At 50.4% G+C, this 26,809-nt stretch carries 2 protein-coding genes; both read right to left on the minus strand.

Features of this window, described 5'->3' with window-relative positions; genetic code table 11:
• Positions 1-6 precede the first annotated feature (6 nt).
• Positions 7-16,311, minus strand: a complete 16,305-nt coding sequence (locus AUL54_RS02000) for a non-ribosomal peptide synthetase (protein ID WP_060962736.1) — start codon at positions 16,309-16,311, stop codon at positions 7-9.
• On the minus strand, positions 16,301-26,806 hold the full coding sequence (locus AUL54_RS02005; protein ID WP_060962737.1) for a type I polyketide synthase: 10,506 nt from the start codon (positions 26,804-26,806) through the stop codon (positions 16,301-16,303). Before AUL54_RS02005 ends, AUL54_RS02000 begins: the two co-directional genes overlap by 11 nt.
• Positions 26,807-26,809 lie beyond the last annotated feature (3 nt).

Genomic DNA, 26,809 nt, shown 5'->3' on the forward strand with positions numbered 1-26,809 from the left:
CCCTCCTTAACTCAATTGTTGTTCACGTCTAGTTACTTTAGGCTGATAGCTTCGCAGTTTTTGCATCGCCGAGCCGTGATGTTCCGGGTATACTTCTATCATTTCTTCCGGTTTTCCCAAAGGCTCTTCCGCCTGTTTCATCATGACGAACTGGTTCAACGGGCCGCCGAGCAATCGTTCAAGCGCCGCCATTGCTTCCGGCGCTTCAATTGATCCGACTCCCGCCTGTTTCATCCGTTCTTGATAATCGGCAGATGAGACGATTCCGACACTGCCCCAGTAGCTCCAATTCATCACCGCCGCCTTATACGGCCGCGTTTGAGCCAAATGAGCGGCAAAGGCATCTTTGAAACTGCATCCGGCGGCGTAATTGCTTTGTCCGGCCGCTCGTGCAAATGATTGTACAGACGAGAAGAACAAAGCAAAGTCCAGCGGCTCATTTCGGAAAACATGGGCCATATTCACGCTGACATTAACCTTTGCAGCGAGCACGCTTTTAAAACGGCTTTCCGGCATATTTGCCAGGCTCTGATCCTCTAAAACGATTGCGGAATGGATGATTCCGTTAATTTGCGGGTACGTGCGTTTGATCGTTTCATACGCCCGTGTGAGTTCATCCTGATCTGCCGCGTCTGCTTCAATATAAATCGGCGCCGGACCGAACTGGCTGAGTCTGTCGATTTTTTCCTGGATGGGGCCGTTATGCTTTCGTCTGCCGATCCAAACGACGTGTGCCTGATACGTTTTTACGGCATATTCACTCCATGCCTCGCCGATGCCTCCGGCGCCGCCGATGACGACATAGACGCCGCCTTTTTGGTAAGCGGGCCGGCTTGACACCGGCTGCTGTACAGGAATGAGGCGCTGTTTGTACCAGAGATTGTTCCGGTACGCCAAAGTATTGCCTTGCTCATCGAACGGCGCCGAGAACAGCTCCGCCTTTGAAACATCTTCCGGACATCCGGCATCAATCAGCCTTGTCTGCCAGTTCGGATACTCTTTTGCGAGCGAGCCGATTAAACCGTGAAGGCCTGCGTGAGCCGGATCAATGATGTCCCCCGGCTGTACGGACTGTGTTTTTATGGTGACTGCAGTCAGGCTGATTCGCTTGCCTCCATATCCTAAAGCAAGCATGGCCTTGATCACTCTGTACATCTGGATGACGCCCGTATCCTGAGCTTTCACCATGTCAGCAGCGCTGTGAACAGGGGCGATCCATACGATATGGCCGAATGGCCCGCTTGCTTTCATTTTTGCTGCAACAGCCTCTATTTCATCCTCCGGAGTGATATGAAGCCTTTTCGCATAAGGATGATGCAATTGAAAAGCTGCGCTCTCCTCATCCCCCGCGATAAAGACAACCTCTTCCGTCTTATATGCCGGGCTTCGGTCACTGAATTCCGCAAGATCCCATACCGGAGCCAGAAGGTTTGCTCCATTTAATGATGTTTCCGGCGCAGAGCCTTCCATCACTCTGGAAGAAATCCCTTTAATCCTGACACAGACCCGGCCTGTCTCATCGCATAAGTCAATGTCCAGCCGCTGTATTTTCTCGTCCGTTCCCCGGGAGCTGACATACGCCCACATGCTTGTCGTGCACGGACTGAAAATGTCCAGTTCCTCAAGAGCGAACGGCAGTGACAGCTGGTTATCATCTGCGTGCAGCTTCAGTCCGATTGTCGCTTGCAAAGCTGAATCAAGCATACACGGGTGAAGAACGTATTGATCTGCCGTTTCTTCGAGGAAAGAAGGCAGCCGGAGCTCAGCCAATGCTTGATTGCTTCCGATGTGAATCTGCTTGATTCCTTGTTGTCCGGGACCGTAGTCAATGCCAATTTTGCTGAATAAGCCGTAACACTGCTCAGAAGTCAGCATGCTGCGGCTGCATTGAGCTTTCAGTGCGCCTATATCACGATGCGGAGTCTCAACGGCGCCGAGAATGCCGGCAGCCCCCTGACAGTGTATTTGCCTGCCGCTTGCTTCTGTTTGTGAAGCCGTGTAAATGTCATACACGATTTCACCGTTTTCCCTTGGAACGAGGCTGATCTGCGTTTCAATCGGGCGGCTTCCCGCTTCAATCGGCCGAACCCAGCCGATGTTTTTCAGACGGATGACAGACGGACGTTCTTTTTGCCCTTTGACCGCCTGAGCAACTGCAGCCCGAGCCATTTCCAAGTAGGCGACGCCCGGCATGACCGGTTTGCCTTTAATCAGATGATCGGTGAAAATCGTCTCCTGCCCCGTAAATTCAGATCGGAACCGCTGTTCTGTTAAATCCGATACGTTTTCGTGGAGCAGCGGATGCAGCACCTTGGCCGTCGGCACAGCTTGCGGTTTCTCTGCTTTCGGCCGGTTGTCTGTGATCCAATAGCGCTCTTTCGCAAACGGATAAGCAGGAAGACTCATCCGTTGGGGCTTGATATCAGCATACAGGCCGTCCCATTTGATATCGGCACCCTGCACCCATAATTCGGCAAGCTTGTCATTCTCTCGGCGGCTGATCAGTTCTTCTGTATCCGCTTCGCCGTTTGCGCCTGCCATAATGGATTTCAGCGCGGCTTTACCCGCTTTCCCTTTATAGATGCCCGCTGCGTCATAATTCCCTTTTGCACAGCTCTTTAGCTTGTCCCGCAGTTCTTCCGCGGAGGAAGCGATAACGGCCGCTCTCTCTTCCATGGCATCACGCCCCTGCTGAAGCGTGTAAGCAATACCCGTAAGATCCTCATCCGTAAAAGAAGCTTGTGCCAGCTGGTGTGCCTGTTCCTGCAGACGGTCTTCTTCTTTGGCCGACAGCACAAAGATTTGAGGGTGTGTGAAAATGGCTGTTTTCCTTTCTTCCCTCGGGATATATTCTTCAATGACGACATGTGCGTTTACGCCGCCGATGCCGAAAGAACTGATTCCCGCACGGCGCGGCAGATCGCTGCCGTTTTCGTCTTTCAATGCCGTCCATTCTCTTTTTTCCTGTACGATGTAAAACGGGCTGTCTTTCAGTTTGATATACGGGTTGATGACCTCGCTATGGAGGCTTTTTGCAAGTGTTTTATGCTTCATCTGCATCAGCACTTTGATCACACCCGCGACACCGGCTGCAAGCGACAAATGGCCGATATTGGTTTTTGCCGAGCCCAGACCGCAGTGACTCGCGTAAACGGCGGGATCGCCGGTTTTTTCGTACAGCTTTTGAAAGGCCGATTTCAGTCCGTTGATTTCGACCGGATCGCCAAGCTCCGTTCCGGTTCCGTGCGCTTCAATATAAGTGACGGTTCTCGGATCAATGCCTGCTTTGTCATAAGCCGTTCTGACGACTTCCGCCTGGGCTTTCGGATTCGGTGTCGTCAAGGAGTTCGCGCGTCCGCCGTGATTAACCGCGCTGCCTTTAATGACGCCATAGATATGATCGCCCGCTTTTTCTGCTTCTGACAGCTTTTTCAAAAACAGAATTCCGGCACCTTCACTGACGGCAAATCCGTTCGCCCTGTCGGAGAATGTTTTGCATTTCCCTTCTTTGCTCAGCGCGCCGGCTTTGTCATAAGCGATGTGGCCTTGCGGTGTGACGACGGTATTCACGCCGCCTGCGATCGCCATGTCGCAGTTCCCGTTTTCAATGGCGCACACCGCGTGATGAATCGCGACCAACGAGCTGGAGCAAGCCGTGTCGATCGGTTCACTCGGCCCGTGCAGATTGAGCATATAGCTGACACGGTTCGGTCCTGCTGACGGACTCATATTTGCGGCTGACGCACCGCCGATATCCAAGTCGGAAAACAGTGAGCCGTATCCGGTATTTCCCGTGCCGATGTACAGGCCTGTTTTCGTGCCGGAAAGACTTTTAGCGGAATATCCCGCATCTTCAATCGCTTTCCACGCATACATCATTAACAAGCGCTGCTGCGGGTCCATTTGTTCGGCTTCCAGCGGCGAAATTCCGAAGAACAGCGGATCAAAATCCGCAACTCCGTCAATAAATCCGCCCCACTTTACATTTGTTTTGTTGGCTTCATAAAGCGGGTCACCGTAATACTCCCGCCAGTCCCAGCGGTCCGCCGGCACTTCTGTTATGCAATCTGTTCCCTCTTCTAAGTTGCGCCAATACTCATCAATATTTGCGGCCTTCGGAAACACTCCGCTCATACCGACAATGGCAATCGGTTCCGGTTTATGTTCAACCGCAGTCTGAACAGGCTGTACGGCAGTTTTTGCAAAGCGCTTGTTCCCTGTCAGTCTCATGCTGCCGTCATCTGTTATGCGGCTTTGTTTCTCTTCTTTCGGCTGTGTGCTGCCGGCAAATTGTGTGTGATAGTCTTCGGCCAGATGATGTGCCAAGGCTTGAATCGTCGCATATTCAAAAAATACGGTCGGTGTCAAATCAAGCTCATAAGTGTCATTCAGCTTGTTGGCGAATTCCGTCAGCGTAATGGAATCAAATCCGTATTGGTTGAACTCCAATTCAATATCGATTTCATCAATGTTTATTTTCAGAAGTGCGGAAACTTCTTTTGCCAGCAATTCCTGAATTTTTGCCGTCAAGTCCTTCGGTGCAGGCGTTTCCTCCGTCGTTTTCTTAACCGGTGCAAAAGCGGCTGCAGGCGTCTTCTGAAGCAGTTTTTCCCGCATGACGGCGCGGTTTCCTTCCATGACGAGCACACTTGTTTTCCCTGTGCTCCATGCGTTGTAAAGAGCTTCTATTCCGGTTTCAGTGCGCATCGGCACGACACCGGTTCTTTTTTCGGTGAGCTTCGCCATTTCTTCATTGACTTGCATTCCGCCGTCTTTCCAAAGCGGCCAATTGACCGACAATGTATGCCCGTGGCGGTACATTGCCGCAACCAGCGCGTTGCGGTATGCCGCATAGCTGTCCATAAATGCGTTTGCCGCCGCATAATCCGCCTGTCCCGCATTCCCGGTGACACCGGATATAGATGAGAAAACGATGAAAAAGTCCAGCGCTAAATGCTCGGTTGCTTCATCAAGGTTGACAAATCCATCGGTTTTAGGCGCCAATACACTGTAAAACTCTTCGGTTGTTTTCTTTGCGATATACTGATCTTTCATCACACCCGCGCTGTGAATGATGCCGTGAAGGCCGCCGTATTCCGTTTCAATTGTATTGACCAGCTCTGCCGCAGTTTGAGCGTTTGTCACATCAGCCTGTCTGTATTCCGCTTTTGCTCCGAGTGATTCAAGCGATTGCAGCTGCTTCCGCTGATTCTCGCTTAACGCGGAACGGCCTGTCAGAACGAGTGTCGGCTCTTTGACTTTGCGGGCGATTTCTTTTGCGAAAATAAAACCTAAGCCCCCGGCTCCTCCGGTAATGAGATAAATGCCTCCGTCGTTCCACGGAATGCGTATTTTGCCTTTGCCGCCGGAGACGGCCGTTTCTTTGACATCTGCGCTGTATCGGATGCCTTTTTCATATTTGACATGGCTGTCATCAGCCCGTGTTTTATTTTCCTGGATGATGTCTTTGATTCTGCCGTTTTCTGCCGGTTCTATTTCAATCAGCTGGGTTTTCAGTTTTTGATGTTCCAGACCGGCTGTTTTTAACAGACCTGAAATCCCTGAGAGCAGCTGATGCTTATCTGTTTTAGAGAGAACCGTCTGGATGAGGACGTCTCCTTCCGTCTCTTCCTTCAGCAGTTTTTGCAGTGTCTCCAATATCCGTCCTGTATAATCACGGAAGCGCGCCGCAGCTTTCCCGTGCGGGGAGGTCAGTTCAATGCATTCGGCCCCCGCAGCTTCAGCGGCTTGTTTCAATCCGGCGTCTGTGTCACAAAGTATCACGATATGCCGGGCAAAAACCGGTTCCGTTTGAAAAGCAGTTTCATCGCTTCGGGTCCATACCGGCTCAAGCATGAGCGTTTCCGGAGCTTTTTCTTTTTTCTCAGGTTCTTTTTCAGCCATTCTGAATGACAAACCTTTCAGCCTTACACAAACCTTGCCGTTTTCATCACAAATATCAAGATCGCGTTTTTCAACCTGGCCGGCTTTGTGGTCTTCGGAAAGTCTGGCGTAAACCCACATCTCGGCAGCGCATGCGCTGAATACTTCGAGCTCCTGAACCGCAAACGGAAGCATCAGCTTTTCATCATTTGTTCCGGTTAATATGCTTGATGCCTGCAATGCAGAGTCCATTAAGCCCGGATGCATGACATACTGCCGTACCGTGTCTGAACAAGCCGGATCAAGCGACAGTCTGCCCAGTACGAAATCGGCACCTGTATAAATCGCTTTGACACCCCGAAAAGCCGGGCCGTAATCAAAACCGATTTTGCGGTACATATCGTACACTTCGTCTGCAGAAAACGGTGCCTCAGCGGATCGTGATCTCAGCTTTTGCAGATCAATGACCGGTGCCTTGGCGTCAGGGCGGATTGATACTGAACCTTGACTGTAAACGGACGGCTGATCTGTTTCCCGGCCGCTGTAAATGTCAAATTGAACATTGTTTGCAGTATCGGGAACGAGGCGGATGTTGACATGGACCGGCTCGTCTTCAATGGTGATCGGCCGCACCCAAACCGTATTCTTAAGTTTGATGCTTCCTTGTCCGGCCGGCACTTCAGATGCCTGTTCCATTGCTGCGCGCGCCATTTCAAGATGTGCCACTCCCGGTAAAATCGGCACGCCTTGTACAACATGGTCCGCAAGGTAAAATTCTTCCCCGGTGTAGATTGAGCTGAACCGCTGTTCGGCAAGGTTTGATGTATTTCTGTGCAGAAGCGGATGCAGCACGTCTTGTTTTCCGGCTGAAACAATGGCTGTTTTTTCATGTTTTCCGGTACGATTTTCCGCCCAATAGCGGTCTTTTGCAAACGGGTATGTCGGCAGGCTTATCCTCTTAGGCGGCCGGTCTCCGTACAGCTTCGCCCAATTGACGTTCAGCCCTTTGACCCATAATTCAAGCAGCTTCGCGTATTTGCCGCGTGCCATCCATTTTTCAACGGCTTCTTGAATGTCTTCATCTTCCGTCAGCATTTGCAGCGTGCCTTTGTCTATTCTTCCTCTGTACAAGTCCGCGTTCTTATCCCCGGTGATAAACTGTGACAGTTTTTCCTGCAGTTCTTCTGCAGATCCGGCAATGACCGCCAGACGTTCTTCCATGGCATCCCTTCCGATTTGGAGGGTATAAGCCATAGAAACGAGGCTGGATTGATCGTATCGTTTTTCAGTAAGCGCACGTTTCAGCTGTTCGGCCTGTTCTTTCAGGCGTTTTTCATTTCTAGCGGATAGAACGAAAAGACATGGGTTGATATGCGAATCATCTGCTTCCGCTTTTTCTTGCGGAATGTATTCTTCGATGACGACGTGGGCGTTTACCCCTCCGATGCCGAATGAGCTGATGCCCGCGCGGCGCGGCTCGCCGTTTCCGTGTTCGTCCGTCTGCGTCTTCCATTCCATCGTTTCCCGCACCAGATAAAACGGGCTGTCTTCAAGCTGAATGTACGGATTTACCGTCTCACAATGAAGACTTTTTACCAATGTCCGATGCTTCATCTGCAGCAAGATTTTAATGATTCCCGCTGCTCCCGCCGCAAGGGATAAATGGCCGATATTCGTTTTGACTGAGCCTAAGCCGCAATAGCCGGACGCTTTCTCTTTTCCGTCTGTAAATGAGCTGAATGCTTGCTTCAGACCGTTAATTTCAACGGGATCTCCAAGTTCTGTTCCCGTGCCGTGCGCTTCGATATAAGAGACCGTTTTCGGATCAATGCCCGCTTTTTTGTATGCGGCTTTAATGACTTCCGCCTGCTGTTTCGGGTTAGGCGTTGTTAAAGATGCCGCGCGGCCGCCGTGATTCACCGCGCTTCCTTTAATGACGCCGTAAATATGGTCTCCATCCGCCTCAGCCGCTTTTAGTTTTTTGAGGAAAAAGAGCCCGGCTCCTTCCCCGTGGGCAAAACCGTCAGCCTGATCGGAGAATGTTTTACATCGCCCTTCTTTACTCAGCGCGCCCGCTTTGTCAAAGCTGATATACACATCCGGAAGAATGATCGTGTTGATTCCTCCCGCCAAAGCCATGTCGCACGTCCCTTCTTCAATTGAAGAAACGGCATGGTGTATGGCAACGAGTGAGCTTGAGCATGCCGTATCAATCGGTTCGCTCGGTCCGTGCAGATTGAGCGTATAGCTGACACGGTTCGGTCCGACAGACGGGCTTGTATTGGCTGCGGACGACCCTTCAATCGTCGCATCGGCGTTGGCTAAAAGAGATCCGTAACCGGTATTTCCAGTCCCGATAAACACACCTGTTTTTGTGCCTGAGAGACTCTTTGATGCATATCCGGCATCTTCAATCGCTTTCCACGCATACGTCAGCAAGAGACGCTGCTGAGGGTCCATCTGTTCCGCTTCCCGGGGCGAGATTCCGAAAAATAACGGATCAAACTCTGCAATTCCGTCAATAAATCCGCCCTGGATGACGTTTGTTTTATTGGCTTCTTTTGCAGGATCCCCGTAGTAGTCCCGCCAGTCCCAGCGGTCTTTCGGAATCTCGGTCATGCAGTCTTTGCCTTCTTTCAGGTTCTGCCAGTAAGCTTCAATGTCTTCGGCCATCGGGAAAATCCCGCTGATGCCTACGATTGCGATCGGCTCCGGCTTTTGGTTCCGCTGCACTGTCTGCGGCAGTGTCTCAGGCAGAGTGCGGCGGCGCTTAACGGACGGGCGTGTGTTTTGAGCCTCTTTTACCGGTCTTTGTGATTGGACCGTTTTTGTATTTACCGCAAAACGTCCCGCGAATTCCTCTTCATATTCACCGATTAAATGAACAGCGAATTCATGGATCGTCGGATGATCAAAGAAAATCGTCGGTGTTAACGTGAGCCGGTACGTTTTGTTTAACCGGTTTGTAAACTCGGTCATCGAAATTGAGTCAAGCCCGTATTTTGTCATTTCTTCATGAGGATCAATGTTGTCAAGCTTCACTTTTAACAGTGAGGCCGTCTGCTGTTTTAACAGATGCTTCACTTTTTCAAGCAGGCTGTCAGCATCAATGTCATGACGTAAGCGGGTCTCTGCTTCCGGACGTTCATCTTCTTTGCGGAACAGCTTTTCTTTCATGGTTTTCACATCTCCTTCAAGAACCGTCATCCGGGCTGTCCCGCTCATCAAGCCTTGATATAAGGCCTTGATGCCGGCTTCTGTGCCGAGCGGTGCGATTCCCGCCTCCTGCATCAGCATATCTTCTGTCTGCTTTCCTGCCTGCATTCCGCCTTCTTTCCATAACGGCCAACTGACAGAAAGCGTCTTTCCGTATCTTTGTCCTGCGGCTTGCAAAGAACGGCGGTACTCGGCATACATCTCCATAAAGACGTTTGCGGACGCATAGTCAGCTTGCCCGACGCTTCCAAGCACACCCGATAAGGAGGAAAAGACAATAAAGACATCTAATTTCTCGTGCTGTGACGCTTCATCAAGATAGACAAGACCCTTCACTTTCGGAGCGAGAACGTCTTGGTATTCCTCCGCCGTCTTCTTCACCATGTAGTTGTCTTTAATAACACCGGCACTGTGTACAATCCCGTCCAGCTTGCCGTGCCGTTTGCGGATATTGCGGATGAGACGGTATACTTCTGCTTCATCTGTGACATCGGTCTGCTCGTAAAAGACAGATGCACCGGCAGCACGCACTGTTTCCATCATGTCTTTCTGCTTTTCTCCGAGAGCGGATCGGCCGGTTAATATGATGCCGGCGCCTTTTGTGCGGGTTGCGATCTCTTTTGCAAAGATCAGACCTAAACCTCCCGCACCTCCTGTAATGAGATAAACGCCTTCATCTTTCCACGGAATGTCAGGCCCCGCTTCAGAAATGTCCAGCTCTTTCCAATCAGCGGCAAAGCGCTTGCCGTTTTCATATTTCACATGGACGCTTTCGGCATGCCTGCGGTTTTCCGCCGCTTTTTCCGCGATACCTTCAGCACTTTCTTTCTCATCGGCTTCTATCATTTGGCAGATCAGCTTGGATTGTTCAAGACATGCCGTTTTGAAAAGACCGGTAATGCCTGAGAACACCTGCTGTAAGCCCGCTGACCGCGTGACAGCCTGAAGAAGGATGCGGCCTTTCGGCTTATTTTTCATGATGGTTTTCATACGGGCAAACAGCTGGCCCGCATAAGAATGATACCGCTCTGCAATGGATGCGGGACGCTCGTCCAAGATCAAGACGCTTGCATGTTCAAGCTTTGATTCGACGGCTTGTTTAACGGCCTCATCGTACTCACAGAGGAAAATGATATGCTGTTCATACGACGGCTCGCGGTCCGCCGGTTCCGGCTGCTCTTTCCAGACCGGTTCAGCCAGCAATATCTCGGTACGGCTGACCGAAACGCCGGCACCCGCGTTTTCTTCCATGATCCGGGTTGAGAAACCTCTCATCCGCACACAAAGCACGCCGTTATGGTCATATAAATCAATATCGGCTTTTTGAATAGGATCGCCGGCTTTATTGTTCGCGCTGAATGTGACGTGCACCCACATGTCATCAGCGCATGGCTTCAGAACATCCAGCTCCTCTAAAGCAAACGGCAATGCGGCTTTGAATGGTTCTCCGCTTTCTGCAAGTTGCGCTCTTGTCACGTTCTGCAAATATTCGGCGGCCTGAAGCGCACCATCCATCATACTCGGATGAAGGATATAATCAGCTTTTGTATGAGAGACGGATTCAGGAAGCTTCAATTTAGCAAGCATCCGGTCTTCGCCTTTGTATACAAGCTGGACACCTTTGTAGCCCGGCCCGTAATCAGCTCCGATCATTCCTTTGTAAAACGCTTGAGATTCGATTGTTCCCTGCGTGCATCGGCGCTTCAGCTCATCAAGATCCGCTGTTTCTTCCGGTTCTTTCCGGATGATTTCAGCGATGCCCTGATTATAAAGAAGGTCTGCTTCACCGCTTGAATCATTCCCGCCGTACATTCTGTATTGAATCTGCCCGTCTTCTTCTTCATAAAGTCCGATATGAACACGGACAGCCTCCTGATCGGCTATCACCGGGCGGACCCATACGATATTCTTTAAACGCAGGCCCAGAGATTCGTCTGTTACCCCGCCGATGCTTCTCTCCGCCGCGGCCCGTGCCATCTCAAGGGTGACGGCAGCCGGCACGATCGCCATTCCTTTAATGATATGCTCGGCAATAAAATACTCTTTTCCCGTGAATTCCGAACTGAATCGCTGCTCCTGCAAAACAGATGTATTCTGATGTACCAGCGGATGCAAAAGCTTCGCATCTGTTTGCTTCACGGTTTCTTCCGGCCAGAAGCGCTCCTCTGCGAACGGGTAGGTCGGCGCACTGATTTTTTGCGGCGCGGAATCCTCATACAATAAACCCCAATCGACACGCACTCCTTCTATCCAAAGCGCCGCAAGTGCTTTCAGCTTTTCATCCCGTGTCTGACATGCCGCAATCTCATCCAGCTCCTGAGATGACGCTTCTTTATTTCTCACCTTTTCGCCCCGTAAGATGTTTTGGTCATTGCCATTGATGAAATCCTGCAGCTGCCGCTTCAAATCGTGACGATCATGACTGATAAAAACGGCTCTCTCTTCCATCGCTTCACGTCCGGTCTGATACGTAAATGCCAGATCATGCAAGGATACATCGTTTTCGGCGTCATTCAGAAAGTCAGAAAGACAAGACGCATAGGCAGTCAGACGCTCGTGATTTCTCGCTGAGAGCGGAACGATATAAGGCTGCTGTCCGTCATTTGATCCGCTGATCGTTTTGTTTTCATACTGTTCAAAAATGGCGTGTGCGTTTGTTCCTCCGAGTCCGAATGAGCTTAACGCTGCGCGGTGCGGCGTGTCTCTCTCCGGAAGCGGTTTTCTCTTGTCCGCCACATAAAACGGCGAACCGCTGAATGTGATATTCGGATTCGGTGATGTGTAATTAAGGGTAGGCGCCAGCTCCTGATGATATAAACTCAACGCAACTTTAATACATCCGGCAAGGCCCGCTGCTGTATCCAGATGGCCGATATTTGTTTTTACGGAGCCGATCCCGCAATACTGCTCCCGATCCGTGTAACGTTTATACACTTGCTGCAAAGCAGACATTTCAATCGGGTCACCCAGCGTCGTTCCTGTGCCGTGCGCTTCAATGTAAGAAATGGTCTCCGGGTGAACGCCCGTGCTGTCTAAAACATGCTGGATAACGTCCGTCTGGCCTTTTACACTCGGTGCGTAAAAACCGACTTTATCCGCTCCGTCATTGTTCAGACCGATGCCTCTGAGCACGGCGTATATGTGATCACCGTCCTGTACGGCTTGTGACGCCTTTTTCAGCAGAATGACGGCCGCTCCTTCTCCGCCCGCCATACCGTCGGCTGAAGCGTCAAATGCCTTGACATGCCCGTCGCTTGAAAAATTCAATCCGGCTTGATGCACATAGCCGATGCTGGTCGAAGCATGCAGAGTTGCTCCGCCGACGAGCGCGTATTCTGATTCTCCGCTCGTTATGCTTTTGCAGGCTGAATAAAGACCGACCAGTGATGACGAGCAATTGGAATGAACGAAATAGCTTGGCCCTTTTAATCCGAGCTTATGGGAAACCATCGTCGGAATCGTGCCGCTCTGCGCTAACACCCATGACACATAGCCGTCAGGTGATTCGTGGCCTTCTGTTGTTTTTTCCGGCAAAAGCGACCGATACGAATTATTGCTCGCCGACATATAAACGCTTGTCTTCGGAATCTCTTTGGATACATATCCCGCATCCTCGACGGCTTTCCAGGAATGAAGCAGCAGAAGCCGCAGCTGAGGATCCATAAATTCAGCGTCTTTCGGAGAAATGTGAAAGAATTCAGGATCAAAAAGATCTTTTCCTTCTATCGCCGATAATGCCGGCACATAGTTTGGATTTTCGATCAAATCTTCCGGGACGCCGGCTTCCCGGAGCTCTTGTTCCGAATAGAAACGGACGCTTTCCTTTCCTTCTCTTAACTGCTTCCAGAACTCATGATGATTTTTCGCACCGGGAAACTGACAGGAAATCCCTACTATTGCCACACTGTCTTCAAGGTAAGACGGCATCCCGTTTTGCGGTGTTTGTTCCCTTTCTCTCTCATCTTGGCCGGGCGTTTCTGGTTCATCCGCCTGTTTTGTTTCAACAATAAAACGGCTGATCGCCTGAATCGTCGAGTGTTCGAATAAATCCGTAACGGTAAAATCACACTCCAGCTCCTGTTTAATGCGTTCTGCCGCCGCAACAGCCAGAAGCGAGTCGCCCCCCACATCGAAAAAGCCGTCTTCAGTTTTGATTCCTGCCGTATTCAGAAGGTCTTCCCATATTTCGGTCACTTTCGCTTCCGCTTCTGACAACGGCAGTCTGCCCGTCCTTTCAGACCGGTGAACGATCACCTTGCGCTGTTCCAGGTCTTTGCGGTTCACTTTTCCGCTCGGTGTTAACGGCAGCGCATCCAGACGGATAAAACGGGCAGGCGCCATATAATCCGGCAGACCCGATAAAAGATGTTCGCGGAGCGCTTTTTCATCTGCCGAATGACCGGAGCGGGCCGTATAATAAGCAATCAGCTTTTTATGTCCGTTCTTTTCCTGCACAACAACCGCCTGATCAAGGATATCCGGATGCTCGCTCAATTTTGTTTCAATCGCTCCCAATTCAATGCGGAAGCCGCGGATTTTCACTTGACTGTCAATACGGCCGGCATATTCTATATTTCCGTCAGGCAGCCATCTGGCCAAATCGCCTGTTTTGTAAAGCTTTTCACCTTCACTAAACGGATTATCAATAAATGATGCCGCCGTCAGCTCAGGCTGATTGTAATAGCCTCTGGCCAGTCCGGCGCCGGCCACGCAAAGCTCGCCGGCCACACCGTCCGGGACGGGGCTGAGCTTTTCATCGACGATATAGAGCCGCGTGTTTTGGATCGGTTTTCCGATCGGCGTATTTCTGCTTGTGATTTCTTTATCACCGCAGCTGTAGTAAGCGGCATAAATGGATGTTTCCGTCGGGCCGTATATATTTTCAATTCTGGCATGCTTGAAGATGGAAACCGACTTTTTGACCAAGTCTTTCGGAAACGCCTCTCCGGCCACCATTACATATTTCAAAGGACCGCCTTCTGTAAATGCCGTATGCCGCTTTACCGTTTCTAAAAATACATTAAACACGGCAGGGGCAAAATTCAGATGCGTCACCTGGTGAGTCTGGATATATTCCATGCAAAGCTGCGGATTTTTTTCTGCACCGGGCGGCAAAATGACAAGCCGTCCGTTTCCGATAAACCAGCCGAATAATTCTGAAATTGAAACGTCAAACACATAATTCGTTTTTAACAAATAGGCATCCTCATGCGCGACCGGATACTCCGCTTCTAAAAACTGCAGTGTGTTCATGATGGCTCTGTGCTCAACCATGACGCCTTTCGGTTTTCCCGTGCTTCCGGACGTATAAAGAATATAAGCGAGATGATGCGGTTTTGAACGCGGCATCAGTTTCGCTCCGCTGACAGGACGTCCGCTGTTTTCAATCTCCACCGTGCTCACGCCGCCGATGGTTAACCGCTCAATCACGCCGCGTGTTTTCGCTTGCGTTAATACGATTGAAACGCCGCTGTCAGTCAACACGTGTGCCATCCGTTCGTTTGGAAAAGCCGGGTCAAGCGGGACATACGCACCTCCCGCTTTTAAAATGGCGAGGATGCCGATGACCATCTCAAAAGAACGCTCCGTACAGATACCGACCGGGCATTCCGGTGTGACGCCCATTTCTTGCAGATGCACAGCGAGCGCCGTGCTTCGTTCATCTAATTCGCGATATGTAAGGCTTGTCTCACCGAATGTGACGGCTGCTCTGTCAGGGTATCGCCCGGCTTTTTCTGCAAACACGTCATGAATGCAGCGGTTATTCGGCAGATGAGATGGACGGCTTTCGTCTCGTTTTTGATTGAGCAGGCCGGAGCAGGCATCAAACGCGATCTCCGGATCAGAAAGCACCTTTTCTGCCAGTTTCATATAATGCTCCGCCATCTGTTCGATGAAAGAAGGGCTGTAGACATCCGGGTTGTACAGAAATTGCAGGACGGTTCCCGTTTCTTTTTTATAGACTTCAAGCGCAAGCTCAAATTCGCCTTCCTGATGAATGTCTTCTATCATTTCAATGCCGAGTGATTGATATCGTTCCGAAAGCTTTTCCGCTCCTTCTGTCTGGAAGAAGTTTTGATAGAAAAACGCGGTTTGAAAAACAGGCGAAACCGCAGGCGAGCGGTCCGTCTTCAATTCTTTGACAAGCGCCGGAAACGGATACGCGGCATGGTCCAGCCCTTCTGCAAGGGTCAGCTGGAGCTCCTTCAAAAACGCGCTAAAGGATTTGGCGCCCGTCTCCCTGCTTCTGACCGCGATCATATTAATAAAGTAGCCGATGACAGATTCAAATTGAGCCTCAGAACGCCCCATCGTCGGCATGCCGACGATGACATCTTCCTGATTCGTATATTGATAGAGCAAGCCTTTGAAAATAGCGAGATACACAACGGATTCATTGACATTATGTTTTCGGGCGCAAACTTTAATCTGCCGGTTCAGTTCATCAGGAAGCAAGCGCTGATACGCCTGCCCCCTGCACGTTTGAACCGATGATCGCGGGTAATCCGCCGGAAGCTCAAGCACCGGAAGCGGTCCGTCAAGCTGCTTTTTCCAATAAGAGAGATGCATTTTTCCCTTTTCGCTTTCCAGCAGCTCCTTTTCCCATTTCACAAAGTCGTGATAATCTGCGGCCTGCTGAAGCATTTCCGGTTCTTTGCCTTCGCTTGCTTTTACATAAGCATCCAGCAGCGCCGACATAAACGTCATAAGGGAGACGCCGTCAAAGATGATATGGTGAATGGTGATTAACACAATCGGCTTCGCCTGACGAAACACTTGAACGCGCAAAAGCGGACCTGTTTCAAGCGCGAACGGTTCTTTTGCTTTTTCTTTAATAAACGTAAGAGCGTCACGCCCGCTTAATTCGGAAAGATCTATTTCTTCAATCGGAAAATGCAATCCCGTATCTTCTGTCTGATACGGAAGGCCGTTGTCTTCTTTTATCACACTCGTCAAAATGGGGTGCTGGCGCTGCACGGAAAAAAGGGCCGTTTTGAATGTCTCGATATCCAGCTTTTGAAAACGAAAGCATAACGGAATGTTGTATGCGCTCATCTCCGGAAACATTTTCTGAAGCATCCACAAACCTTTCTGGCCTTCGGAAAGCGGACGTTTTGCAGTCGTCCGCTTGAAAGCCTGAAGCTTTTGTTCTACCTCAGCGATGGTGAGCGTTCCTGATCTGTAGGCATCGAGAAGTTCTTTATGATTCATAGGTCTTACTCCCTTCTATGATGTCTTGCACTCTTTTAAAATCCAATGTCCCCTCAGAGACCCGTTTCATCATGGCGATGATCTCCTGATCCGTATACTCCTTGCTTTCCGGAGCGGCGTCTTCTGTTTTGGTTTCTTCCGCCCTGTAAAACGTTTCGATCGTTTCTTTGTGTTCTGTCAGGTAGTAGTTCATAACGTCCCCGAGCGTGGCATAGCTGTAAAATAACGCCGGAGTGACTTCAATGCCGTAATGGCTCGACAATAGAGCGGCAAATTTGGCTAAATAGATGGAATCAAATCCGAATTCCGCCCAGTTTTTATGCAGGACGAGCTTATCTTTGGATATTTTCAGCAGACTGTGTATCAGCTCTTTCAAATCCGCTTCGAGCCGTTTTTCCGTGCTTTCTTCCGGGATGCGGCTGCTCACGGTTTCCAAAAGAACTTCCGTTTTTGATGAATCGTCCCGCCGGATGCCTAAAAATCGCTCGGCACGGCTTCTTTTGCCGGCAATGACAAGGCACTGTGTGTTGTCTTGAGAAATGATGCGCTCAAACAGTTCAATGCCTTCATCTGTTTCTAACAGGCGCTGGCCGCTTGATTTCAGGTACATGCCCGTCGTCTCTTCACCGCCGATGGCCATTCCGCCGTTTTTCCAGACCGGCCAGTTTATGACAAAAGCGTTTCCGCTTTCTGATTGTTCATTTTTATAATGGGCATACGCCATTTGGAACCGGTTCGCCACTGCGTAATCACAGCAGCCGAAATCCCCTAAAACAGCCGATGTGGATGAAAAGTAGCAGATGAAGTCCAAGGTTTCGTTTTTCAGCCACTCGTCAAGAAGCAGGCTTCCGTTTATTTTCGGTTCAAGCGTATTGCGGAAGTTCCCGATTTCATTTTCAAAGACGGATGTTCTGCTTTCGATGCCAGCCGCATGAATGACGCCGTGAATGGCTCCGAATCGTTCTTTCGCGCGTTTGATGCAGTCGCCCATCCCGATCGGATCACAAACATCGGCTTCGGCGTAAAGAACACCCGCGCCGAGATTTTCCAGCTCTTTCATTTTTTCTTTCTTCTCTTCATTGATCGGCGACCGCCCCGTGAGAATGACATTTGCCTGATAATTCCGGGCGAGGCGGCGGGCAAATAAGTAGCCGAGCCCTCCTAATCCGCCCGTAATGAGATATGTGCCCCCGGTTCTGATCCTGCTGTTTTCTTTTGTCAATCCAGTCGGTTCAGTGTGATAGACATATCGTTTCCCTTGTTCCAAGAAAACGGTGTGGTCTGTTTCAGCTTTCAGCTCGTCCCAAATGGTTCCCATCCAGTCTGTCATGGCTGCGCCGGCTTTTCTGAAGAGGCCGGTAATGTCCGTTTTCGGGAGAACCATGCCGAGCGAACGCTCAAAGCCGATCCATGATTCCAAGTAGCATTTTTCCAGACCGGATGCATATTCACCCGCCAGTAACAGTCTTTCCGGCTGCAGACCGGTCTCAGCCATAGCCTTGAGAATATAGACGATACATGAAAAATCTTCGATGCAGCTTTTATCTTCAAGCGCCCATAAATACAAAATGGCAGATGCTTCACCGTACTCTTTTTGAATGTCCGCAAAAGCGTCTACATATGATTGCGGATCTTCCCGCACCACTTGGCAGCGGCCGGCTGTTAAGCCCTCGTACCGGTTTCCCTGAGCGATAAAAATAACGTCAGCTTCACTGTCATACGATTTGATCACAGAGACGGCTTCCTGCTGCTTCTTCTGATCCGTTAAGAAAGAAATCACCGTTTTGATTTTCTTTTCTCCGGCAGCAGGCAGAGCCTGTTCTTTAAGGACTTCTCTAAAAGCCATCACTTCAAACTGCTCGGCCGGATCACTTTCATCAGCCGGCGCCTTAACGGGCGCTGTTTTACTTTGTACAGGCGGCTGATGCCAAAAGCGTTCTTTCGCAAACGGATAAGCAGGCAGGCTGATGCGAACCGGAGGACGGTCTCCGTATAATTTCGCCCAATCGATGTCCAATCCTTTTACCCAAAGCTCAAGCAGCTTAGAATATTTCCGTTTGCTGATCCAAGCGTCTATGATGGTTTCCATGTCATCATCGGCCGCAAATACGGCAAGCATCCGTTTGTTTTCTTCCGTGCTGTCGCGGTGCAGTCCGGCGCTGTCTTGTCCGGCGATAAATCCATTCAGTTTTTCTTCAAGTTCAGGCAGTGAATGAACAATAAAGCCCAGGCGCTCTTCCATCGGCACACGGCCCGTCTGGAGAGTATAGGCTATGCTCATAAGGTCACAGCCGCTGTATCTTTTTTCACGGACGGCGTCTCTAAGCTGTTTTGCTTTTTCGGTGAGCCGTTCGCTGTTTTTCGCAGACAGAACGATGATGGCAGGCTGATCTGCCGGCGTCTCATCAGGTTCTTTGTCTGCCATATATTCTTCTATGACGAGGTGGGCGTTTGCTCCCCCCGCGCCGAAGCTGCTTAACCCGGCCCTTCTCGGAAGCTCTTTTCCGCCGATGACGGGACGCTTCCACTCACCGAGCTCCTGTTGAACGGCAAACGGCGTATACGCGAACTCAATATTCGGATTCAGCTCTTTCGCGTGCAGGGACGGCGCAATTTGGCGGTCTTTCAGCTGGAATAATATTTTTGTCAGACCCGCAATGCCTGCGGCGCTTTCACAATGGCCGATATTTGATTTCGCAGAGCCGATGGCGCAAAACTGTTTGTCTGTTGTATCCTCTTCAAATGCTTTCGTTAATCCGGCGATTTCAATCGGATCGCCTAATGCGGTCCCCGTGCCGTGGGCTTCAATATAACTGACGGTGCGCGCCGGGACGTTTGCCCTTTCGAAAGCTTCTTTTATTAAGGCGGCCTGCGCATTCGGATTCGGAACGGTGTAGCCGTTCGTTTTGCCCCCGCTGTTAATGGCGCTTCCTTTAATTACACCGTAAATGTGATCGTTGTCGGCGATCGCTTGCTCCAGCGGCTTTAATACGACCGCGCCAACCCCTTCTCCGTCGACAAAACCGTCCGCGCGGTCTCCGAACGATTTGCACGTGTCGCTTGCAGAAAGCATGTTCATGACTGACAGATTCATATAATGGACCGGGTCGGTTACAAGGTTTACGCCGCCGGCAATCGCGCATTCGCTTGAACCGCTGTATAGGCTCTCAAGCGCCAGATGAATGGCCGTCAAGGAAGAAGAGCAGGCTGTATCAACGGCAATGCTCGGCCCTTGGAAATCAAAAAGGTAAGATACTCTATTGGCAATGGACCAGTAGCCGTAGCCTGTCGGGTAGTTTTTGTTCATGGCTCCGGCAAAAACGCCGATTTTTCTGCTTTGGCACAGGTTGTCAGGCGTATAGCCGGCATCCTCGATACTCGCATACGCCGTTTCTAAAAATAATCGCTCCTGCGGGTCCATTCGCTCCGCTTCCAAAGGAGAAATCTGAAAGAACAGCGGGTCGAACTTGTCCATATCCTCAATGAAGCCGCCCCATTTCGTATAAATAGAGCCTTCTTTCCCTTTTTCTTCATCGTAGTAATCCTGCCAGTTCCAGCGCTCCCGCGGGATTTCTTCTATGCAGTTTTTTCCTTTTTTAATGTTTGCCCAAAGCTCAGCCGCGGTTTTGGCCTGCGGGTAGCGGCCGGATACGCCGATAATCGCCACGTCGCGAACTGAACTTTGCCGGACGGTCTCTTTGGCTGTCTGTTTTTCTTTCCGCCGCCAGTCAGTGCGAAGCGGCTTAGCCGGCTGTACAGCCTGCGGTTTTGATGCCGCCGGTTCTTCCTGAACAGGCGTTTGTCCCGTCAGTTTGATCATCTCGTCTTTTTTCGTTTTGATTAAGTGGCCGACGAGAGCCTCAATCGTCTGGTATTCAAAAAATAAGGTACTGCTGACTTGGTCTAACACATTTCGTAACGCATTTGTCAGCTGTACGACGACGATAGAATCAATTCCGTATTTTTCAAGCGGCGCTTTCGGATCAATTTGAGCCGGCGGAATTTTTAACGTTTCTCCGATTAACGTTTTCAAGTACTCGGTGCTTTTTTCTGTTAAGGCTGTGCTTTTTTCGGCCGTTGTTCGCGGTTGAAGTTCGGGCGCTTTTGGCGGTGCGGTCCGTTTTCCGGCCTCAGCTTTAAGCGTTTTTTGGCGCACAATGCCATTGCTTTTTGCCGCTATAATCTGATGGCTTAATTCATGTGCCGCTTCTGCCGGGAAGAAGACAGAATGCCAGCCTTCACTTTCTAACACGCGCTTCCAGCTTTCCGGATACAAGCCCGGGCATCCCGGAATTCGAAGGCCGGAATCTTCATGCAGCCACCAGCCTTCAAGCAGACCGAAAGTAATATGCGGGAACAGGCTGTTGCCCGCCATCTCATTTAAGAGCAGCAAACCGTTGTCTTTTAAAACGGCTTTGGCGTTTCTCAGCGTCTGTCGTATGTCTTTTGTCGCGTGGAGCACATTGGCGGCAACGGCGATGTCGTATGCGCCCGGCTCTATGTCCTGACCGGAAAGCGGTTCTTCTGCATTAAAAAGTTTATAAGTCAGATAAGGATTCTGTTTGCCGTATTCTGTCTCCGCATGCACGAGAAAAGCTTTCGATACATCGGTGTAACAGTACTCTTTGATATGGTTTTGATACGGCTTAAGCTTTTCAAATATGCCTGCGCTTGTGCCGCCAGTGCCCGCTCCGATTTCCAGGATGCGGATCTCGGCTTTTGGATTTTTACTGATGTTTTCTTTCACATAGGCCGTTAAAGTATCTGACAGGGCGCCGTTGAAGTAATCCGCAACTTGGTTGTGTTTATAAATTCCTTCAACGAGTTCCATTGAAGAGTGCGGGAACATGATGTCTGTCGCCGGCACGTTTTTGCGAAGAATGTCCGGCAGTGCTTTAAGCATCGTCTCGGCCAAAACAGTCATCGCTTTTGTATCGGCATGATTGAGCCATTCCGCCTTTTCCTGCTCCCACTTCCGCCATAACGAGGCGGTTGTGTTTTCAGCGCGGGCTGACAGTGTAAATGAATCGGCATCCCCTTCCAGATAGCCGTGTTCCAGCAGAAAGGCGATCGTTTGATTGAGCCATTTTTTAAAATAGCCGTGTTCAGGCTTATACGCTTTAAGGCTTTGCGGCGTCAGCAAGTCCGCCTCTTTTAGCTGGGCGATCAATAGCTGATACAGAAAACCATCAAGCTCCTGATGCCCGGTCTCTCTTACAAGACGTGCGCCCGGCGGAGCAACCTTCAGCTGTTGTCCGGATACAAGCGGCTGAGGCGGATAAACAGACATCTTTTCTCGTTCATTCATACCCTCTACTGCGACAGGTTTTGTCGTATGAATGAAAGCAGCCTGCTCAACCCGAAGCGTCATAAGGGTTTCAAGCGCCTCCATCGCTGCGTCCGGTTCGATCAATCCCAATCCGATCTGATCCATCAGCTGAATAAAATTGCCGTCTTCAGCCGCCTCGCTGCTGCCCCAGTAGCCCCAATTCATGACTTTGACCGGGCAGTTCCATTTCTGAGCAAGTTCCTTCGCAAATGCGTCACTGAAGGCGCACCCTGCGGCATAATGGCTTTGTTTCACATTATGGATAAATGCCACAAGCGAGGAGAAGAAGAGCGCAAAGTCAAGCGGCTCCCGTCCAAATACCTCCGCCATGGACACACTTACATCGGCTTTTGCCCGCAGCACCGATTTGAACTCTTCCGTCTCCATATTATTTAAGCTTTGCTCAGACAGATCCATTGCCGAGTGGATGACACCGTTAATTTTTGTGTGACGCTCTTTTATGAGCCGATAAGCCCGCTCTAAGGAAGCCCTGTCAGCGGCATCGGCGGAAACATATTCAGGCGCCGGGCCGAATGCGCTGAGCCGGTCGAGTTTCGCCTGTATCGAATCATTCAGCGTGCTTCTTCCGATCCAAATGACGCGCGCTTTGTAGCGGCGGATCATATATTCACTCCATGCCTCACCGAGATACCCGGCGCCTCCGATCACGGCATAAACCCCGCCTGTTTGGTACAGGGTGCCGTTTTTCGGCATATTGTCAAGCGGTATCAGCTGCCGCTCATACAGCTCTTCATTGCGGTATGCCCAAACTCTTCCGTTTTTCCCGGCAGAAAGAGAAAGCGCCTCGCCGATCGGCCAGATGCCGTCCGTCTCTGTGTCAATCATGCGGATATTCCAATGCGGATATTCTTTCGCCATTGTCCCGGCAAGTCCGCTGACCGCTGCTTGTGACGGATCAGCGCTGTCCTGATCTGAAAACGGCTGGGCATTTGCTGTGACGAAGCACCAGTCCAAATGTTTCTCTCCGTATCCTAAGGCAAGCAAAGCTTTCATCAGCTTGAACACATGAAAAACGTTGCGCTCCTGTTCCTTAAGGATGTCAGCACTCTCAGCCTGCGGCGCGAGCCAAATGATTTGCTCCAGTTCTTTTTGTCCTTCAAGCAAGTGCGTAAGAGATGTGATATCATCCGTGCTTCTGATTGGATAGTAAGAAGCATTCGGCAGATGCTCTTTGATGCGCGCATGGCTTCTGTCAGTTCCTCCGAAAACAGCAGTCTGCTTATCCGCCGTTATCGCTTTCCCGGTATTTATAAGTGCAGCGGGCTCCCATGCCGGAATCATCATCGTATGGCCGACAGGAGCCTCTGGGGTTTTACCGACTGCTGTTTGGCTTGGTTCAAGCGCCCGGACGGATGCGCCTTTCATTCGAACATAAACCGTACCGGCATCATCGCACATATCAATATCAAATTTTCTTACGTTGTCATCTGCTTTGCTGCCTTCTGTGTACCGGATATATGACCAGATCTGTTCAGGACACGGCCCGAACACTTCCACTTCCTGCATCGCAAACGGCAAAGAAAGCTCGTGACTGTCTGCATCGTCATGAATCGAGCGGACAAGCAGACCGACGGAGGCGTGAAAAGCGGCGTCCATTATACTCGGGTGAAGCGTATACAGCTCTTTATCGTCTTGAACGGAAGCCGGGAGTGAAATACGGGCCAGTAACCGGTCTTCCCCGATCAGCAATTGCTGTACGCCCCTGTATGCCTCTCCGTAATCCAGGCCGATCTTTTCAAAAGCACTGTAACATTCTTCCTCCGTCACGATCCCTAAATCGCAGGAAGCCTTGACAGACTCAATATCTAACTGAGCACTGCCCTGTGCAGTAATGACCGCTTCACCTTGGCTGTGAATAACCGGATCTTCGCCGTTTACTTCTGCCTCACTGTATATTTCATAGGTAATCTCACCGTTATCTTCTGGATAAAGGGCAATATGTATTTCCTTCGGTTTGTTTTCAATCATGACCGGCCGGACCCAAACGACCTGTCTGAGTGTGACGCTATGGCCTTTGTCCGTCACAGCCGCGGCCTTTTTCACCGCCTCTGCGGCCATTTCTAAATAGGCGACACCGGGCAGAATTTTTTGACCGTTGACGACATGGTCAGACAGGAAAAATTCATCTCCCGTAAAAAGAGAAGTAAAACGCTGCTGTGAAAAATCTGACGTATTTTCTTGTAAAAGCGGATGCAGCACAGTGCCTGACAGGCTTTTCCCGTGTTTTTTCTGCTGCGGAATCCAATAGCGCTCTTTTGCAAACGGATATGTCGGAACGCTTGTTTTACGCGGTTTATCCGCATCGTACAGCTTATTCCAATCTACTGTTTTCCCTTCTGCCCATAAACCTGCAAGCTGTATCGGATCATCTGTTTCAGGAGCAGGTTCGCTCAGTTCCGGCATCTCGGCTTGTCCGCGCCAAAATCCGGGGATGTTTTCATTTCCTTTTACGAAATCATTCAGCTTTTGCTTCAATTCGCTGGTGTCATTTGCAAGGAAGACAGCTCTCTCCTCCATTGCTTCGCGTCCTGTCTGAAGCGTGTAAGCCAGTTCAGACAGCACCGTCTTTTCGGAAAGCGACCCGGCTATTTTTTCCGCATAGGCCAGAAGCCTGTCTTTATTTCTTGCGGACAGCGGGATGATTTTGGCTGCATCGTTCTCAGGTGCAGGCGCTTTGTGTTCCGGCTGAATGTATTCTTCTAAAATGATATGGGCATTCGAACCTGATGCCCCGAAGGAACTGAGCCCGGCCCGGCGCGGATAATACGTGACTTTTCCGTTTTCTTCCGCTGCCGGCTGCTTCCAAAGAGCAGTCTGCTGCTGTACGTAAAAAGGAGACTTCTCCAATTTCACGTATGGATTTAATTCCGCTGAATGCAGAGATTTGACAAGCGTTTTGTGATGAAGCTGCAGCGCCGCCTTTGTTAATCCGCTGATGCCCGCCGCCGATTCTGCATGGCCGATATTTGATTTGACTGAACCGATGGAACAAAATTGCTGATCCTGCGTCCCTTCGCTGAACGCTTTTGACAGACCTTCAATTTCAATCGGGTCACCTAACGAAGTGCCCGTTCCATGAGCTTCCACATAACTGACGGTCCGCGGGCTGATCCCTGCTTTTTTCAGACATGTCTTAATGACTTCTGCCTGTGCAGCAGGGCTCGGGACGGTAATCCCGCTTACTTTCCCGACGTGATTAACGGCGCTTCCTTTAATGACCGCGTAAATCCGGTCGCCGTCCTGTTCGGCTTTTTCCAGCGGCTTGAGTAATACCGCACCGACTCCTTCTCCGGAAACATAGCCGTCACCGCCCTCGCCGAACGTGCGGCAGCGGCCGTCGCTTGAGTGCATGCCGACGCTTCCGTAGCTCAGATATTTCGCCGGGTGGAGCGACAAGTTCACCCCTCCCGCAAGCGCGGCTTCACATTCGCCGCGGCGGATGCTTTCAATCGCCAGATGAACGGCGGTCAATGATGAGGAACAAACGGTATCGACCGCGATGCTCGGCCCGTGGAAGTCACAATAATAGGACACTCTGTTGGCGATCTGCGCATAATTCAGCGAAACCGGAAAAGGATCCGTTTCCGATAATTGTTCTGCGCCGATTAAGGAATAATCTTTATGCATCACTCCTGCAAAAACGCCGATCGGATGCTGTTTCGCCCCTTTATTTCCAAGCGTTTCAGGCGTATACCCCGCGTCTTCAATCGTTTCCCAGCAGGTTTCTAAAAACAGGCGTTCCTGCGGGTCCATCATTTCCGCCTCACGCGGTGAGATTCTGAAAAACTGCGGATCGAAGCAGTCGGCATCGTCGATGAAACCGCCCCATTTTGATACGGTCTTTCCAGATGGGGACGTTACGTTTTTATATGTTTTCCAATCCCAGCGGGACTTCGGAACTTCAGTGATGCAATCCGTGCCCGCCTTTAGGTTTTCCCAAAACTCCGCCACATTTTTCGCTTTCGGATAGCGGCCGGCCATTCCGATAATCGCAATGTCACCGGTGTTTTCATGATGTTCTGGCACGCCCGGTGATTCGGCTGCACGTTCCGCATATTCAAATGAAACGGTCTTTTTCAGATAGGCTGCCAGTTCTTTTATATTCGTATATTCAAAGAGAAGAGTGGGCGCGAGTTCCGCACCCGCCTTTTTACTGATATCCTGCACAACCTCAAGCAAAGAAGATGAATCCAGCCCGAGCTCGTAGTAGCCGGCAAGAACGTCCAGCGTCTCCCAAGGCTGACCAAGCTTATCAGCCAAAAGCTTCTTCAAAAACAGAATGATGTCTTTTTCATCTGCGCTTTCCGGCTCTTTTGCATCCTGTTTATTCTGTCCTGCTGCGTACCCGTTTTCTTCGAGCCGAACCGCTTTTCCCGTCATGTTTTTAAGCTCAGCCACCTTCTGTCCGGAACGGCTGAAGTACTCGATTGTCATCGTTGTAAGTTCTTTTTCCTGACGGACGCCGGAAGCGGCAATACGCGCCGTGCACTCTGATTGAAGCCTGCCGGCGGCTTTGAACGATTCATAATATAAAGGCAGGTGAAGCCGGTTTGTTTCAGAAAGCAAACCGCTCGCCCCGATGCCGCTCGCATCCAAAAGGGCGGGATGGAATAAAAAGAAATCCTTTCCTTCTTCGCAAGAAAGCTCAGCCAGCATGCCGTCTTCTGTTTCGTACAATCGTCCGCTCGATTTCATCATCCCGGAATGGACCAGGTCATGACCCAGGCAGCGGTTATACATGTCATCAAGATCCAGAGATCGGACTGACTGCTTCAGCTCGCCGAAATTAATGGTTTCGTCAAATGTGACTGCGTCTCTTTTTACCATTTCAGCCGTCGCATATTGTATATTGTCTGACAGCTCGTCATCTTGCTGTTTCTGTCCGGAAAGGGAGATGAGCCACTTTCCATCTCCGCTTTCAGAACATTGAATGGTCAGAATGATTGCAGCCGTTTCACTGACGGTTAAAGGCTGATAAATCGTGACATGCTTCAGTTCGAGCTCATTGTATAAATAACCGTGCTCCTGAAAAACCTGATAAATCAAATCGATATAACTAAGACCGGGCAATACCGCTTCACCAAAGACCGTATGGCCCTTCATGATAGGATGATCCAGTGAAATATTGATTTTTTCCGATATCATTTC

The sequence above is a fragment of the Bacillus sp. SDLI1 genome (genome assembly GCF_001553895.1).
GTDB lineage: Bacteria > Bacillota > Bacilli > Bacillales > Bacillaceae > Bacillus > Bacillus siamensis.

Coding starts and splice junctions, on each gene's coding strand:
- AUL54_RS02000 (WP_060962736.1), bottom strand. CDS start 16,311: ATGAATCATAAAGAACTTCTCGATGCCTACAGATCAGGAACGCTCACC.
- AUL54_RS02005 (WP_060962737.1), bottom strand. CDS start 26,806: ATGATATCGGAAAAAATCAATATTTCACTGGATCATCCTATCATGAAG.